10 protein-coding genes are annotated in these 17060 nt (G+C 48.7%); 3 read left to right on the top strand and 7 right to left on the bottom strand.

The features are described from left to right. Positions 1–55: 55 nt before the first annotated feature. The 7 genes from ccoN to AC1XTG_RS02180 all read right to left on the bottom strand — a co-directional run bounded on the left by ccoN (position 56) and on the right by AC1XTG_RS02180 (position 14507). Positions 56–2206 (bottom strand): cytochrome-c oxidase, cbb3-type subunit I, encoded by a 2151-nt coding sequence (gene ccoN / locus AC1XTG_RS02210; protein WP_484840833.1) that lies wholly within the window; start codon positions 2204–2206, stop codon positions 56–58. Between the two features lie 26 nt (positions 2207–2232). Next, on the bottom strand, positions 2233–2400 hold the full coding sequence (gene ccoS, locus AC1XTG_RS02205; RefSeq protein WP_484840832.1) for a cbb3-type cytochrome oxidase assembly protein CcoS: 168 nt from the start codon (positions 2398–2400) through the stop codon (positions 2233–2235). A 93-nt stretch (positions 2401–2493) separates the two neighbouring features. Next, positions 2494–4941, bottom strand: coding sequence for a heavy metal translocating P-type ATPase (locus AC1XTG_RS02200; RefSeq protein ID WP_484840831.1), 2448 nt, complete (start codon positions 4939–4941; stop codon positions 2494–2496). Between the two features lie 89 nt (positions 4942–5030). Beyond that, positions 5031–5822 carry a tryptophan-rich sensory protein gene (locus AC1XTG_RS02195; protein WP_484840830.1) on the bottom strand — a complete coding sequence of 264 codons (792 nt, stop codon included), beginning with the start codon at positions 5820–5822 and terminating at the stop codon, positions 5031–5033. Between the two features lie 234 nt (positions 5823–6056). Continuing rightward, a complete protein-coding gene (locus AC1XTG_RS02190) occupies positions 6057–12152 on the bottom strand; it encodes a right-handed parallel beta-helix repeat-containing protein (RefSeq protein ID WP_484840829.1) in 6096 nt (2031 codons plus the stop codon). 53 nt (positions 12153–12205) lie between these two features. Next, positions 12206–12523 (bottom strand): DUF4907 domain-containing protein, encoded by a 318-nt coding sequence (locus tag AC1XTG_RS02185; RefSeq protein ID WP_484840828.1) that lies wholly within the window; start codon positions 12521–12523, stop codon positions 12206–12208. Positions 12524–12752: 229 nt separating this feature from the next. After that, positions 12753–14507 (bottom strand): 7TM diverse intracellular signaling domain-containing protein, encoded by a 1755-nt coding sequence (locus AC1XTG_RS02180; RefSeq protein ID WP_484840827.1) that lies wholly within the window; start codon positions 14505–14507, stop codon positions 12753–12755. 148 nt (positions 14508–14655) lie between these two features. Between AC1XTG_RS02180 and AC1XTG_RS02175 the strand changes: the two genes are divergently transcribed. The 3 genes from AC1XTG_RS02175 (at position 14656) to AC1XTG_RS02165 (ending at position 16994) form a co-directional block, all read left to right on the top strand. Next, complete coding sequence (locus tag AC1XTG_RS02175) at positions 14656–15453, top strand: SDR family NAD(P)-dependent oxidoreductase (RefSeq protein WP_056287451.1); 798 nt, start codon at positions 14656–14658, stop codon at positions 15451–15453. Between the two features lie 89 nt (positions 15454–15542). Continuing rightward, on the top strand, positions 15543–15914 hold the full coding sequence (locus tag AC1XTG_RS02170; RefSeq protein WP_056287453.1) for a DMT family protein: 372 nt from the start codon (positions 15543–15545) through the stop codon (positions 15912–15914). 180 nt (positions 15915–16094) lie between these two features. Further along, a complete protein-coding gene (locus tag AC1XTG_RS02165; RefSeq protein ID WP_484840826.1) occupies positions 16095–16994 on the top strand; it encodes a lysophospholipid acyltransferase family protein in 900 nt (299 codons plus the stop codon). Positions 16995–17060 lie beyond the last annotated feature (66 nt).

The following is a 17060-nucleotide window of genomic DNA, read 5'->3' as shown; positions in this document are numbered from 1 at the left end:
GACCGGGCCGCCGGGCGGTCGAAGGGAGCGGTTTGCTCAGGGTGATAAGACTACATCATTTCTCGCCCTTAATATCCGTCCCCATTCGTTGCAAATACGCGATCAGCGCTATGATCTCTTTGTTTTCGCTGGTTTTGATGCCGCTTTTGCTTAGGTTTTCCTGGATTTGCTTGGCCTGTTTGTGCAGGTCATCGTTTGCCTGTTTGTCGTAGCCTTTTGCGTAGGGTACTCCCAGGGTCTGCATGGCGCGGATCTTCGCTCCGGTAGTGCTGGTATCCAGGTCATTTTCAAGTAGCCAGCCGTATCTTGGCATAATGGAACCCGGTGACATCGTGGTCGGGTCTTCCATGTGGTTGTAGTGCCACGAGTCGGGATACTTGCCGCCGATCCGGTGCAAATCAGGGCCGGTACGCTTGGAACCCCATTGGTGTGGGTAATCGTAAATGAACTCGCCTGACTTGGAGTACTCACCATAACGCTCAATTTCAGAACGGAACGGGCGGATCATCTGGGTGTGACATACGTAGCAGCCTTCGCGGACATACACATCGCGTCCCTGTAATTCCAGCGGCGTATAAGGTTTTACTGCCGCAATAGTAGGTACATTGGATTTGATCATAAAGGTCGGGATCATCTCAATCATCCCGCCGATTGCCACTGCTACCAGTGCGAAGATCGTCAGCGCCAATGGTTTGCGTTCAAACAGCCTGCGGTGCCAGTATTCGCTCTTTTCAGCATGCCAGATCGCGTTGAGCGGCATTGCTTTTGCAGTTTCAGTTGCTACCAGATTGCCTTTCAGCGCTGTCATCCAGAGGTTGTAGATCATCACTATAAACCCGATAATATATAGGGTGCCTCCCACAGACCGCAGGAAATAAAGCGGCGCAAGCTGAGTAACTGTTTCCAGGAAGTTAGGGTATTTCAAAAGTCCTTCCTGCGTAAATTCTTTCCACATGGAGCTCTGTACCCAGCCAGCCCAATACATTGGAATAGTATAGAAAAGGATACCCAGCGTACCGATCCAGAAGTGGAAGTTGGCCGCCTTTTGTGAGTATAACGGTCTGTTATATATGCGTGGGAAAAGCCAGTATAAAATCCCGAAAGTAAGGAAGCCATTCCAGCCCAGCGCCCCTACGTGCACGTGTGCTACGATCCAGTCGGTATAGTGGGCAATGGCATTTACATTTTTGAAAGAAAGCATCGGGCCTTCGAAAGTAGCCATACCGTAAGCGGTGATCGCTACTACCATGAATTTGAGCACTACATCGTCGCGTACTTTGTCCCAGGCACCGCGCAGTGTCATCAATCCATTGATCATCCCGCCCCATGAAGGTGCGATCAGCATCACTGAAAATACGGTTCCCAGGGTTTGTGCCCATTCAGGTAAGGCAGTGTAAAGCAAGTGGTGCGGACCAGCCCAGATGTACAGGAAGATCAAAGCCCAGAAGTGAACGATTGATAACCGGTATGAATAGATCGGTCTGTTGGCTGCTTTCGGGAGGAAATAATACATCAAACCCAGATACGGCGTAGTCAGGAAGAACGCGACCGCATTGTGGCCGTACCACCATTGAACCAATGCATCCTGCACACCGGCATATACCGAGTAGCTTTTGAACAATGAGATCGGCAATGCGATGCTGTTGACCACGTGCAGCATGGCGACGGTGACAAAAGAAGCAATGTAAAACCAAACAGCCGCATAAATGTGCTCGGTACGGCGGTTGATCGTGGTCATGATCAGGTTGATCAATGCAGAAACCCACACGATCGCGATCGCCACGTCAATCGGCCATTCCAGCTCGGCGTATTCTTTGGATGTGGTTAAGCCCATTGGCAGCGTGATCGCTGCGGCGAGAATGATAAACTGCCAGGCCCAGAAGTGGAAGCGGCTCAGTACCGGGCTCCACATCGGCGTGCGCAACACACGTGGCGCGGAGTAATAAAGACCGGTGAAAAATCCATTTCCGACAAATGCGAAGATCACCGCATTGGTATGCAGCGGCCTGATCCGGCTGAATGTCAGAAAAGGTAAATCCATGTTGAGGTCGGGGTACACGAGCTGTAAAGCGGCGAGCAGCCCGACGAGCATCCCGATTAACCCGAATAGGATCGTCGCGATGGCAAAGTCGCGGACGATGCGGTTGTCGTATTGAAACTCATCCAGTTCAACCTGAGCCAGATCAGCGTGAGGAACGTTTGACATTGGTAAAGTAAAATTTAGTAATGCGTTTATGTGGTTTTATTCTTGGTAGCAGGCATTTTATCGTCCATCAGGATGCGGACCGATGGCGTGTAATCGTCGTCGTAATGTCCTTTTCTGACGGACCAGATGAATGCACCCAGGAAGGCGATGGCGATGGATAAGCTGGCTGCTAGCATCACGAAAATGGCTGTCATGGCGGTGGTGATTTTGATTAATTCCGATGTTCAAAACTACTGGGCGCGGCTTCGCTAAATGATGACGCACGGGAGCAATTCACATGACTTTGGTCAGTTTTTGAGCAATCGTGCTGCTGCCCGGCTGCTGGTGAAAGTGGTAAATGCGACGATCGTAACCAGACTGACGGGCATCAGGATTGCGGCGATCACAGGTGAAAGCTGTCCGCCGATCGCTAGCGAAAGTCCGAACACATTGTAGACCACCGAAATACCAAAACTAGCTTTAATTATGTTCTGACCGGCTTTTGCAAGCTTGATGTAGGCGGGCAGCAGAGCAAGGCGGTTACCTTCCAGGATCAGGTCGCAGGAGGGCGAGAAGTTGTTGATGTCGTCCGAAACGGCAACACCTACATTACTCTGGCGCAATGCACCGGCGTCGTTGAGGCCGTCGCCTACCATGAGTACATTCTTTTTTTCTGTTTCCTGCAAATGCCGGATGAACTGCAGTTTCTCTTCGGGTTTTTGTTCAAATAACAAGTTGGATTTATTTCCAAAGACAGGCGCGAGAAAATCCTGGTCGGTGGGTTTGTCGCCTGAAAGCAGGTAGGTGTCAAAACCTTTGCTTTGCAGTTTGGAGATCGTGAGCGGCAGGTTAGCCCTGTATTTGCTTTTGACCAAAAAATAACCCGGTACCTGCCGGTCAATAGATACAAATACCTGTGATGATCCCGCGGTCGCTTCCGTTTTTTGAAGTCCAACCCATTGGGCTGAACCCAGTCTCACTTCCTGGTCTCCCCACTGACAACTAATCCCTGCGCCCGGTACTTCCTGGTACCCCATTAAGCCCCTGCGGCTCGCTTTTACCTCTGACAAAAAATCAACGATAACGCGGCTCAGCGGGTGTGAGGATTGTGCAGCAACTGTTTTGACGATCACCATTTCTTCCGGCGACAAGTCGTCCCCCACAAATGCAATCTCCACTTCGCTCGACTTGGTAATAGTGCCTGTTTTATCAAAAACCACGGTATCGATCTTTGATAAACGTTCAATGGCGTCGGAGTTTTTGGGGTAACAACGGTTTTTGCCAAACAATGCAACCAGGTTTCCATTGGTGAACGTGGAAGAAAAGACCAGTCCGCATGGACAAGCTACCAGCAAACAGGTAGTGAATGCACGGAATGCAGTTTCGGGATTGTCATTTATAAAGTACCAGAACAGAAAGGTAAGTGAGGCAATTACCAGTACGGTTGGTGAAAAGTATCGGTTGATCCGGGCGGCCAGTGTATTGTTCTGATCCTCTTTTTCGCGGCCGAAGGTATCATTGTTCCAGAGCTGGGTAAGGTAGCTTTGAGAAACCTCGCGCAGTACTTCGAGCTCAATAGAAGGTCCGGTTTGTTTGCCGCCTGCGTAAATGGTATCGCCCTTTTTACGGCGCAAAGGTTCTGCTTCGCCTGACACGAAACTGTAATCGATCAAAGCTTCTGCGCTGAGGAGTACCGCGTCGGCGGGGATCAGTTCCTGGTTGCGCACCAGCAGCTGGTCACCCTTTTTGAGATCGGTAATAGGTGTACGCGTTTCGGTACCATTATTTAAAACTGAAACCGCAATGGGAAAGTAGGATTTGTAATCCCGGTCGAATGCAATACCCGCGTAGGTTTTATCCTGAAAAAAGCGGCCGACGAGCATGAAGAAGATCGCACCCGCAAAAGAGTCGAGGTAACCCGGCCCGGTTTCAGTGAAAATCTGGTAGAGGCTGGTCAGGAAAATGCATATCAGTGCCAATGCGATCGGCGCTTCGATGTTCATGTATTTGCCTTTCAATGCATTCCAGGCCGATTTGAAAAAGTCTGCCGCGCAATAGAACAGAACAGGCAGGCTCAGCGCCACATTCATATAGCTGAACGTTTTGCGCAGATCCTGGTCAATAGAGGAGGAGCTGAGGTGGAAATATTCGGGGAAGCTCAGCATCATGATATTGCCGAAAGCAAATCCCGCGATACCGATTTTGTACAGTTTAATGCGGTTCCATTGCCGGATCCGTTTCCCTTCCAGATCGTTGAGGCTGATGTAAGGTTCGTAGCCCACGCGTGTGATCACGGCGGCAAGCTCACTTAGTTTTATTTTGGTTGAATCAAATGTAATGCGAAGCTTCTTTTCGGGGAAATTGACTACCGAGCTACGGATCGCCGGGTTGAACCGGTAAAGCTGTTCCAGCAGCCAGATGCAGGAGCTGCAATGCATTTTGGGAATATGCCAGTTGACACAGGAAAGTTTCCCATCGGTAAATTCGAGAATTTTAGTGGTTACCTCGGGTAAATCCAGGTAATCATATTTACCATCAAAAAAGGAATTACCGGGAGATATACCTTGTGAGCCGTCGATGGCGTAATAGTCGCAAAGGTCATTTTCTTTCAACAGATCGTATACTACAGAGCAACCTTCACAGCAGAATTCGTGCTCGTCCAGAAAGATAACTTCGCTTTTAAGATCTTCCCCGCAGTGATAGCAGGTATGTTTTTCAGCCACTTCATGTGGTGGCTCCATTACGGATTTGCTCATGGTCTTCTTTTTTACCAGAACAAAATTGGAGCATCACGCAAAGGAAGTGGCTGACGGGCCTTATGCCAGAAAATGATTTTGGTCAGGAATTACATCGACTTCCCGTTAGGCAGCACAAACGCACGTCCCTTGTTTTGATAACCATGAATTCCATTGCTGATAAACAAAATGACCGACATCGCGATCGCGTAATAAGCGATGGTCTGTTCATTGTCCCAGTTGGCAACCGCCACCGCGATCAGCCCCCAAATCCCTACCATAGCCGATTCCCGCAGGTTACGCGTCCAGGTAAGATAAAGGTACACGAGCCCGGCAACGGTGATCATAATGAGTGTCCAGGTCACCTCGGAGAGTCCGAAACGGTTCCATTCGATCTTGGTCAGGAAAGCGGCTACATTAGCAACCAATGCAAGCAGAATCCAGCCGGTATACAATGCAAACGGCCACCATAGCAATGCCACTTTTTTAAATGAAATCAGCTCCATTTCCATTCTTGTATTGAGAATGATCTGGCTCAGGAAAAACAGCAATGCGCACATAATCAGCACCGAAACGCCTGTATAATCATAAAGCCAGGCAATGATCCAGAGGCAATTGGCCACACAGGTAAGTACAAAAAGCCAGCCGATATTCGCCACATCGTGATCTGGTTGTTTGTTGTTAAAAAGGCCGCGGCTCTGGTAAACAATGAACCCGGCCAGACTAATGTAAATGAGTCCCCAGATTGAAAATGCGTAGCCGGCGGGTGTAAAAAGATTCTGGTATTCGCCGGAAACGCTTGCCATTGTATTTCCATTAAAAACGCCTGTATTTGATAGGTAATTGACAAAAATCGTAACAAGCAGCGCAACTATGTTTGCTATTTGGAGTGTCTTTTTCATAGGGTATTCACGTGTTACAAGTTGTTTTAAAAACTCCTAATAAAAAGGTGCCAAAGGACATCAAGGTTCGAAAAGCCCCAACAGCTGTTAGCTATTAGCAGTTAGCGATTAGCCCTTAGCTGACAGCCAATAGCTAACGGCCAACAGCTAACAGCTAGTAGCCAACAGCCAAAACAAAACCCCGCAAACCAACGGTTTGCGGGGAGAGGAGGGGATTGTGAACGTTGAGCGAAATTATTCCTTGATGATTTTAAAGACTTCGCCGCCTGTTGTCCTGATCAGGTAAATGCCCATTTGCAGGTTGCTTATGTCAATTTTGTTGGCGCCTGTTTGCAGCTTTTGCACTTGCAGACTTCTGCCGGCAAGGTCTGTCAGCGTGAGCGTTTCATCTTCTTTTACCACTTTTTTAACCATCAGAATGACATCTTTCCTGGCTGGAACAGGGTATACCGAAGATGGGTCAGGCATAGTTTCGCTGCTCAATGTGACGATCTTGCTGAAAGTGGTAGTCCCGTCAAGATCAGTCTGGCTGATGCGGTAGTAAGCTGTTCCTGTCAGTGGCAAAGCTTCATTGAACCGGTATTCATGCATTCCGTCACCGATACCTTGCACCTGGCCGATTATTTCGTAACGCCTTGCGTCCACGCTTTTGTGAATGGAGTAGGATGCTACGTCGGTTTCCTGCACTTTCCAGGAAATGATCGGCTGACTTTCTACATTGAGCGACGCCCTGACGGAAATCCAATGTACGGGAAGCGCACTCGATTGTGTTTTGATAAAGAAGCCGCTGAAACCTGTTACATCGAAAGTGATCTCCCAGCGCTGGGCTGCTGCATTCCATACAATGGATTCGTCGGCGGGATCGATGTTGACAGCTATGCCGTCATAACTGTCGGGTAAGCCTGTATCGTTGTTGCTGGTTCCGCTCCGTTTTTCAATCCGCAGATTGGCAATGCGCTGTGCTTTCACTTCGTCACTGTCCGTGCTTAAAGGGAGGAGTATAGGAGGTGCCGGACTTTGCGTGTTGAATGCATTGAACTCTTCGTCGGTCGCATAAAGCGTGACGCGCGCAGTTGCATTGTCAGCATTTACGGCAGGTGCGATCTGATAATGCCGTTTTACATACTGGCCTGGCTGGTCGCTTTCGATCCAGATTCTGGCAGTAATGCTGCCCGAAACCGGCGCGTCACCGGTGGATTGTACCGTTGCGATGATCTGGCATTCCGAACCGTCGGCATTGAGTATCGCCGCTTCTCCGCTTGCTACGTTCTTGGTTGAAACGGCTTCATCACTAGCAAGAAGCTCCGATCCCGATGCGTTGCCCTGGTATTCATAAGCGCCTATATCAACGCTGCCACCCAGGATGCGTGCGCCTCCTGACAAGTCGGTGGTTATACCCGAAGGCAGGTAAGTTGCATTACCTGCATTAATCGCCGGACTGCAAAGCTGCAGGCGAAGTCCATCATCGGCTGTGCCAAAAATCAGGTCAGCACCTGCTGGCTGGGCCGGGTTTACAAAAAGCGGATCAGGGCTGTCATCCCCATTGTCAAGCGGCACGCCTTGTATGATGTTGTTGCTGCCAGTGAATGACCCTGCGTAAAGAAAAAAGTTATTGTTAGCACTTTGTGCTGCCTGATTTCCCCACAGAATGTTATTATACAGTGTAGCTGCAGCAAGCTGCGCGTACAGCACACCACCGCTGGCACTTGCAGTATTGGAATGGAATGTATTGTTGATCAGATCAAGCTGACCCGACAACTGCAGCAGGGCGCCGCCATTTTCCGCTGTGTTGTTTTCGAAAACAGATCCCGTAATCTTCGCGGCTCCGGACGAAGAAATGAATGCGCCTCCCAGGGCTCCGCCTGAATTTCCATTAAATAAGCTGTTGCTGATCTCGGTCGGGGTTTGTACTACGCCGACAGCACCAGCCAGGTAGGTAGATGAGTTGGAGGTAAAAACGCAATTTTCAATCCGCAAGCGGCCTACTGGCGAGCCATTGTAAGTTGAAGTGAGAATTGCCGCGCCAGACTGCGCAGAGTTATCAGCAAAGTAACAACTCCTGATGGTTATACGTGTGTCTGTCGTTATGATAGCACCGCCGCTTACCGCGACGGAGTTGTTAGTGAAACGGCAGTTGGCGAGAAGAAGCTTGTCAAAATTCGGGTTCGAAATCGCCATAATTGCACCGCCGCTGGACTGTGGGAACGTTTCGCCATTGTAGGATGCAGATTTGTTTGGGTCATCTGCATTGCCATCCTGAAAGGAAAATCCGTCAATAACGAGACTGTCCGAAGCGGCATTCAGGCCCGCAATGGTAGCGACGTGGAAGCTATTATCTGCTTTATCGCCCGACACGCCGATATCTCCGCTGAGAATGGTAGGGTTGGCGGCAATGTTCCGAGTACCTCCGCCGGTAGGGTATCCGCCGTAAACTTTAATACCTCCCCTGTAAAAGGTAAATGTGCTATCCCGGTTCGTGTCGCTGGTAGGGTAGTAGGTACCTTGTGCTACGTGGATTTCAGATACACAGCTGATGTTTTTTGCCATAAAAACGGCGTCGCTGAAAGATGCCAGTGCATTTGCCCAGCTGCTTCCGTCTCCCGGCGTAGTTACATTTTTATCCACATACATCACAGGTAAGCCGACAAGAACTCGGGTTGGTTTCGACGTCATGGAGCAGCCACTTCCGTCCGTAACCGTCACTGTGTAATCTCCCTGCGATGTAGCTGTAATGGAAGATGAAGTTGCGCCGCCCGGATTCCAGCTGTACGAAGCAAATCCTGCCGGTGCAGAGAGTACGACACTACCGCCGACGCAGAAACCGGTTGCTCCTGACGTGGTAATTACAGGCTCCGGAGCAAGGACCGTTACTTCTTTTGTACTAAGGCAGCGCGCCTCATTTACCACATAAATGACGTAGGTACCAGGTGCGAGGTTTGGAAACACGTTCTCGGTGTAGTACTCTCCGTCATCTAGTGTGTATAGTATCTCTTCACTACCATCCTGATCGGTTGATGCGGTAATGGTACCGGTTCTCTCGGTGCAGGTGGGCTGTGTTATAGTTGCCTCAATTACAGGATAGTTTGAAACGGTCACAATAATGGGCGCGGATGTGGCTGTACAACCTGCCGAATTGGTGACGGTCACCGTATAATTGCCTGTTGTGCTTACCATAGCGGAGGATGAATTGCCTCCGGCAGGATTCCAGGTATATGCACTGTATCCTTCCGGCGCTGACAATGTAACCTCTCCACCCGCGCAGAATGTAGTGGGGCCACCGGCTGTGATAACAGGAATTGTGGTGCCTTCCGGCTGTGCATTAATGGTAACGGATGCAGTAGTGAGGCAGCCGATGCTGTTTTTGATTTGCACCTGATATGTACCGGGTGCGAGGTCCTGAAAATCAGCTGTCGACTGGAATTCACCTTCACCGATTTTATAGGTGTAGCCGGTAGCAGCTGCATTGCCGGGATCAACCGTAATAGAGCCGGTCGCTTTTGAGCAGGACGGTTGCGTAACTACCAATACTTCTTCGGAAGGATATTCAAAGACTGTAACACTTGTAGCTGCTGATGTAGCAGTACATCCCGATGCATTCGTGGCGGTTACCGTGTAAGTACCAGACGCGGACACTGTAATGGAAGGGGTGGTTTTTCCGTTGCTCCACGTATAGTTTTCACCATCCGTATATTCGTAAAATGCGTTTGTACGAACAGGGAGAAACGCTTTTTCATCGACTACGAAACCAGGTGACATCAAAGTCTCCCCACTTGGGAATGCAAGTTTTTGGTTCCAGGTGTTTGCAGCCGGATCGTACATCCAGAAGTCTCCCACATTTCCCGATGGGCTTATTCCGGCACCCATATAGCCTTTATTACCAATGGCAAAAGTTGCTGCATACTGTCGGCCTCCTCCTGCAAAGTCCGCTATTGTTTCCCAGGAATTGGTTGCCTGATCGTACTTGTGAAAATCCGCCAACACAGATCCATTCCGAAAACCCGTTCCGGCGTAAGCAGCGCCACCCATGCTGAAAGCCGCTGCGGCTTCCCTTCCACCGCCTGGAATGGAGGCTTTTTCAGTCCAGCTGTCTGTGGCAGGATCATACTCCCACAAATCATCGTCGTAACCCGATGGGGTTAAGCCAAATCCTATGTAACCTTTATTTCCAATGCTGAATCCGGTTGCTTTGTAGCGCTTTGCGCCACCAAAATCAGCTTTTTGGGTCCAGGCATTGGCGGCAGGATCATATTGGAAGAAATCTTTGGTCTGGTCACCATTATAACCGGTACCTACATAGCCGTAACCACCCACGGCAAAAGCAGCAGCTACACTGCGCGGGGATCCGGTAAAATCAGCTTTTTGCGTCCAGCTGTCGGTAGCAGGATCATATTCCCAGAAGTCACGCAGGTTGGTTCTGTCGGGCGCGACTCCTGTTCCGGTATATCCTTTGTTTCCAATAGTAAAGGAAATTGCCTGGCGCCGTTCGGCACCGCCGAAAGCAGCCTTTTGAGTCCAGTTTTCTATTTCTTGGTTTGAAAGTGCCAGCGTGGTGCTACCGTCAGGACAAATTTCACGCGATGCTTCTCCGGCGATCAATGGTGTCGCGGGTGCCTCAGTTGTAGTTACCACAAAAGGCGCAGATGTAGTTACGCATCCTTCGCCTGTGGTAAGCGTAACTGTGTAAGATCCGGCTGTGGTGACGGTTAGCCTCGAATCGGTGCTACCGCCAGGGTTCCATTGGTAATTGCCGCCAAAACCTTCCGGTGCCCGAAGTACCACGCTGCCCCCTTCACAAAAGGATGCAGGTCCCTCGGCTATAATGTTCGGGATGATCGTGCGGGATCCATTGAATTCGTAGGCACCTATGTCAATGGTCGAATTGTAAATACGCGGCGCACCACCTGCATCTGTAGTCGCTGTGACACCTTCGTTTGTACCTGCATCGATAGCCTGACTGCAGCTTTGAAGCCGCAAACCGTCATCAGCTGTTCCAAAGACGCCATCATTCCCTTTCGGATTGTCTATGTTAACAAATTGCGGATTGACATCAATGCGACCTTCTCCTTCGTACCCGTTCGCGATAATACTGTTTACAACTTCAGGAGCATCAATAAAAAATACATTGCTATCCGCTAATCTCGCCGCGTTACCCCAGATGATTGAATTTTTAAGTAATTGCGCGCCAAACATTCCGCCAGCACTACCTGCAGAATTTCTTGAAATGACACAGTTGATCATAGACATACTTGCGCTGTCATCCCGCTTGTACCAGTAAATTCCTCCACCTGAACCCTGTGGTGCGCTGTTCCCGGTAACAACGCAGTTTGTCATATTTAATGTTGCGTAACTGGCGATGCCGCCTCCCACATCCTCTGTGCTCGTGTTGTTCTCTATCAGGCAGTCAAAAAGTGTAATTGTAGACGATATAGAGCCGCGGATTCCGCCCGCAGATCTTGACGCGGTGTTGCCGCTAATAACGGAGCTGTAAAGTGTAACGGATGATTGTGCTGCCGATATGGCTGTGTACGAATTATTCAAAAATTTACATCCCGTAATTGTAGATGAGGAGTTTGCGTGGCTGTCTATCGAAGTGCCATTATTGTTGGTAAAAAGGCAGCTTGTAAAAACGGGATTGGAATTGTCAATACTTACTATGGTGCCATTATTATTTTCAAAAGTCGAATTGGTGATTGTGGGAGAAGTGCCAGACATGATAAGCAAGCCGCCGCTAGTTCCAGTGTTGGAGCGGAATACACAGTTGTCAATCACCGGAGACCCGTTTGTCACAATAATCCCACTTTGTGGCGTTGAACTGCTTAGTTGTTCGAAAAGACAATTTCTGATGATTGGTGATGCATTTTCCAAAGAGAATCCCTGACCCTGAGGACTGTTCTGGTTTCTCGTCATCTTGAATCCATCGAGTACGGTTGCATTAGTGATATCCCTTCCTACGAAGGTCCCATAGTCCTGGCCAACAACTTGCGTGATGCTGGATTCGCTTTGCAGGTTTCTCTGTGAAACCTGGGTTTCGTTGCCAGTAAAGTGTCCATAGTATTTGACACCTTCTTTCAATACGAAAGGGTTATACGGGACAGTCTCGTAAGTTCCGCCCTTAACCCATATTTCATCACCGGCGTTTGCGACGGTAATAGCAACCCGAAGTGAACCTACTGCATTTTCCCATGCAGCCGCATCTACTGAGCCGACGCCAGTGGCAGTTGTATTGCCTGTTTTGCCTGCGTCAACCAGGTAAATTAGTTGCGCCTGTGCCCGACTTTGAAAAAAGATCAGGAGTAGCGCAGAAAATAGAACATTGTAGAGTTTTGTCATAAAAAGTAATTAAGAAGAGGTTAGATTTTATCAGTACCAGCCGGCATTCGCACTCAAATCGCATTCAGCTTTCGCATTTCGTCTACACTTACAGTGGGCAGCTTGTCGCCATTCAGCAGCTTGCGCAGCACGAGCCTGGCAACAATTTCGGCCGATTCCCGGCTCACGAACCCGCGGTTGCCCGGCAGCGCGGGTACATTGGGTTGGTGTACCAGCAGTTTACCGTCGGCATATACGTCATAACCGAAGGTCTGATCACCGTTTTTCAGGATCTTGTAACTGTAAATGCGTCCATCTTCTTCATTGTAATTGTGGACGTTCCGGGGCAGCCCAAAGAAAAGCAGACTTACCAGTAAGAGCAGATGTGGCATCGTGAATGAGGGAGATGGAGGGTAGGGTTTACGTTATGAGGCATTTGAAACAAAAGAGAATATTAAAATTTGTTTCGCCAAAAACGCAGCGTAGACAAAGCGTAGACAGCTTTGTCAATTCCATGATTGTCAATAGAATAAATTTCCGTTTTGCTAAAAATAGTTTGACGTCAACCTATATACGTTCCGCCGGTCAAATGCACTGAGCGATGCATGATCAGCTCAGTAACTAGTCATTTTCCTGCAGAGAGAGCTTTTTGTAGAGCCTTGTCTTCGCCCGTCGCACACTCGCGGGGTCGATATTCAGTAATGTGGCGATTTCCTTGTGCGAAAGTTTCATGTGAAAGTAGGCGTACAGGCGTACTTCCTTCACCGTGAGATTGGGGTGACTTGCTTTAAGGTTTTCGAAAAAATCGGGATGTACCTGCTCGAAATGGAGTTTGAATTTATTCCAGTCCGTGTCGAGCTGGATGTTGTTTTCAAGCAGCGAGGTAATGTCCCGCAAACCGCGTGACGTATTATTTTGATGCGGCTTGCTAAGCTGGTCGACTTCCAGTTTCAGGTGGTTCAGCAGCTCATTTTTTTGCACCATATATAAGGTAGAGGAAGCCAGTTCGCGCTGGTTCGTCTCCAGTCGCTCCTGCAGCAGCTCATTCCTTGACTTTTCAGATTGAATTTCCATGTTCATTTTTTCAAGTTCAAGCTGGGTTAGCTTGTTGACGTAGCCTACTTCCTTCAATTCAAATTCAAGCTGTTTGTTGTCCAGCTCTTTGGCGAGCAGGCTATTCTGGATCGCCTTTGTTCTTGCAATTAGCGCCATGGAGAATGTAAATGCTTGCGAAACAATGGCGATTTCGGCTATGAAGGCGCCTTTTTCACTATCGAAAGACACAAAAATGTGGTAAATGGGCAACGCAAGCAAACACAGCAATGGCAGGATCTGGGCTGCAAGGAAGTAACCCGAAGACGGGATTTTCCGTATATAACCCATGATACAGGTCGCCAGCGTGACCGCGAGGATTGTCAAACAGAATACATTGTCGGCCAGGAGTGTGTAGTATTCCAGTTGAAAACCGCTCAGATTAATCGCCATTGCGAGGGCGCTGAGTACAATGTAGCTGTAAAGAGAATACCTCATTACCTTATCAGGGCTCGGCAGAGTCTGGGCGGTGTTCAGATACGAGCGGGTCAGCTGGACTAACCCATATAGTACGAACACGATTCCCAGGTGTGTAATTATCCTGTTAATATCGTAAGTACTCACGATTTCGTGCAGCGCAAAACTGAAAACCGGCTTCGGAAACGGAACCTGAAAGTAAAATCTGTAAGCAGTAATGTACATCATCCCGCCTATCTGAGTAAGAAGATAGTAGAGCACGGAGCTGTCCCGGAATGTCAGATATACATTTAGATTGATCAGGAAAAAGACAACCAAAATCGCCATTGAAGCTATCCAGACTGTCAGAATCGATTGTTCATGGTAATCGACAAGCGCTTTCTGGTGGAACTCGATCACCGGTTTGAACCTCGGATCTGCATCAGTTACTTCCGACAGGTCCATTCTGACGTATATCGTGTTTATGCTTTTTGCCGCCAGCTTTACAATGGGGCTGCCTGTTAGCCGCGACGCGTTTTTTGTAAATACACCGACAGTATCCGATTCCCAGGTATTGTGTTCAACGTCAGTATGATAGATTACATTCCTGAAATAAGGCCAGACTTTTACTGCATATTCACGCTCCGCATTGTAGGGATTGTTTACGACGATTTTAAACCAGTAATTATATCCTGACGAAAGTGAATCGTTGTACCTGAAATCAATCCCCTTTCCATCCCGGATTTTCTCGATCTGGTAGCCCCGGTCACGCACGACGAGATAGTCAATCGTGTGCGCGGCAGATTGGTCACTAAGTACTTTGACAGGTTGGGCAAAAGAAAAAGCTTGTAAAAAGCAGAGAAAAGCGAACAGTATATATTTTTCCAAATAGCGTTATTTGCAGGTTAATTGTTCTGAAAATTACAACTTATTCTGTCAAAGTTATCGAATATCAGCTCAAAAATAGACTGTTCAGCAATTCGGCAATGGCATAACTTTTTAGCAATGGCGGCTTAATCAACAAACAACAGATATCATGTCAGCAACTAAAAATTATGCATTAATCACCGGCGCAACGAGCGGGATCGGCCTTGAACTTGCGCGTTTGTTTGCAAAGGACCAGTACAAGCTTGTGCTTGTTGCGAGGGACCAGCAGGAGCTTGATGCTACAGCAGCGGAATTTGCGCAGTACAATGTGGAGATTGTCACAATAGCCAAGGATTTGTTTGAGAGAGAGCAGGCAATTGCGCTGTATGACGAGGTAAAAAGCAGAGGTTTGCAGATCGATTTTCTTGTAAATAACGCAGGGCAGGGTGTATATGGTAAGTTTCAGGACAATGAGCTCGACCGGGAGTTGAAGATCGTTGACCTGAATGTGGCCGCCACTATTATCACGACGAAGCTCTTCCTCAAAGATATGCTCGCGCGAGACTCGGGCAGGATACTCAACCTTGCCTCGATTGCGAGCAAAACGCCGGGACCGTGGCAGGCGGTGTACCACGGCACAAAAGCGTTTGTACTGTCATTCACGGAGGCGGTAAGGTACGAGATCAAAGATACCAATGTGACGATGACCGCATTGCTGCCGGGCGTAACAGATACGGACTTTTTCAACAAAGCCGATATGAACGACAGTAAAGCTGTGCAGGATCCCGACAGCATGGCCGATCCTGCGGATGTGGCGAAGGACGGCTATGAGGCATTAATGGAGGGAAAAGACAAGGTAATTTCGGGCTTGAAAAACAAAGTCCAGATGGGTTTGAGCAATTTCATGAGCGACCCGATGGTAGCCCACCAGATCAGCGAGCAGCAAAAGCCGGTCGACGAAAAGTAGACTTTTCAGGTATCAAAAGGCCGGCGTAAGTGCCGGCTTTTTGCTGCACAGCATTTTGAAATTTCGCGCCAGCAGGGTTTCTTTATTCTATGAAATACTTCTCAACCATCGCATTGCTTTTCCTGTCCAATGCATTCATGACGCTGGCCTGGTACGGTCACCTTAAATTCTTCAACAAAGAAGGCGCGCACAGTTCAACTCCGCTCTACATGATCATTCTGCTGAGCTGGGGACTGGCTTTTTTTGAGTATTGTTTTCAGGTACCAGCCAATCGCATCGGCTCTTCCGAGACAGGCGGGCCGTTTTCCCTTGTGCAGCTGAAAATCATCCAGGAAGTGATCACGCTGATCGTTTTTATGATTTTTTCAACCCTGTTCTTCAAGAATACCCAGTTCACAACCAACCACCTGATCGGTTTCGCGCTGCTTGTTGCGGCTGTTTATTTTATTTTTAAAGGCTGATATTGAATGGTGTACAAGCCTGCTGTGAGATTCTCGACAGGTAAGTGACCAAAAAATCAGGGTAAAGGCGGATGAAGTTGTCGGTATGTCACATACATCGCAAAACTGCTTTCTGCCGGGCCCGCCATGAATATCAGCGCGAGTGTATGTATCTGAAATTTCACTTTCAAATACATTACATTGAGCAACTTACAGCATTTATCACCCTGGGAGCGCATTGGTCTCAGGCTGGCCCTTATTTTCTGCCGCGCGTTATCAGGCATTCTCTTCTTCGCTTTTAGCAAGATCTGGCACTATCGCAGGGAAGTGGTTTTCGACAATCTCACCGCCAGCTTTCCTGAACTTGACGCGGACCAGATCAAACAAACAGCACGCAGCTATTTCAAACACCTCGCAGACCTGATTGTAGAGCCGTTTTTGATCCGTAACCTTAAAGAGAGCCAGCTGCGCGCATTGACTGAATTTGAAAATCTCGGGTTGATCAAAAAGCTTCTTGACGAACAGAAATCCATTGTACTCGTCGCCTCGCATGTTGGCAATTGGGAGTACCTGCACTTATTGCCTGCATTTACGGGTTGTGAGGTTTTCGCGGCGTATTCACCGGTAGCAAACAAGTTTGTCAACAAAGCATTGATGCAAATGCGCGGCAGGTTTGGCGTACAGCTGATCGCGAAACGCGACTGGTACCGCTTCGTTATGCGACGCCGGGACAAACAGCCCGCCATTTTCGTTACCATCGCCGACCAGCGTCCCGAAACACCGAGTGGGCATAATATGCATTTCATGAATCAAAAAACGTATTTCCAACCTGGTGCAGCGCGCCTGGCCGCGAACCTGAACTGTGCGTTGGTGTACCTGGACGTGGTTCAGCAAGCCCGTCATGCATATTCCTTCCGTTTCGATCTGATCACTTCCGATGCCGGGAGGCAGGATGAAGGCTACCTGACTCAGTGTTATGCAAAAGCACTGGAAGCAACAATACGGCGCAAGCCTGAACTCTGGCTTTGGTCTCACAAACGCTGGCAGTTTCGTCTGCGGCAACAAACAACTAAGCCCAGGCGCGAGCAAGTCTTTGTTTGAGGCGCGTTTATAGTTGAACGGTTTGTTCGCATTCATTTTTTATTTAAAATGCAGAAAAAGCCTGTT

It is taken from the genome of Dyadobacter sp. HNCC25DJ183 (assembly GCF_056895175.1).
The sequence above is the reverse complement of the archived record's forward strand: the minus strand, read 5'-3'. Positions and strand labels throughout refer to the sequence as shown.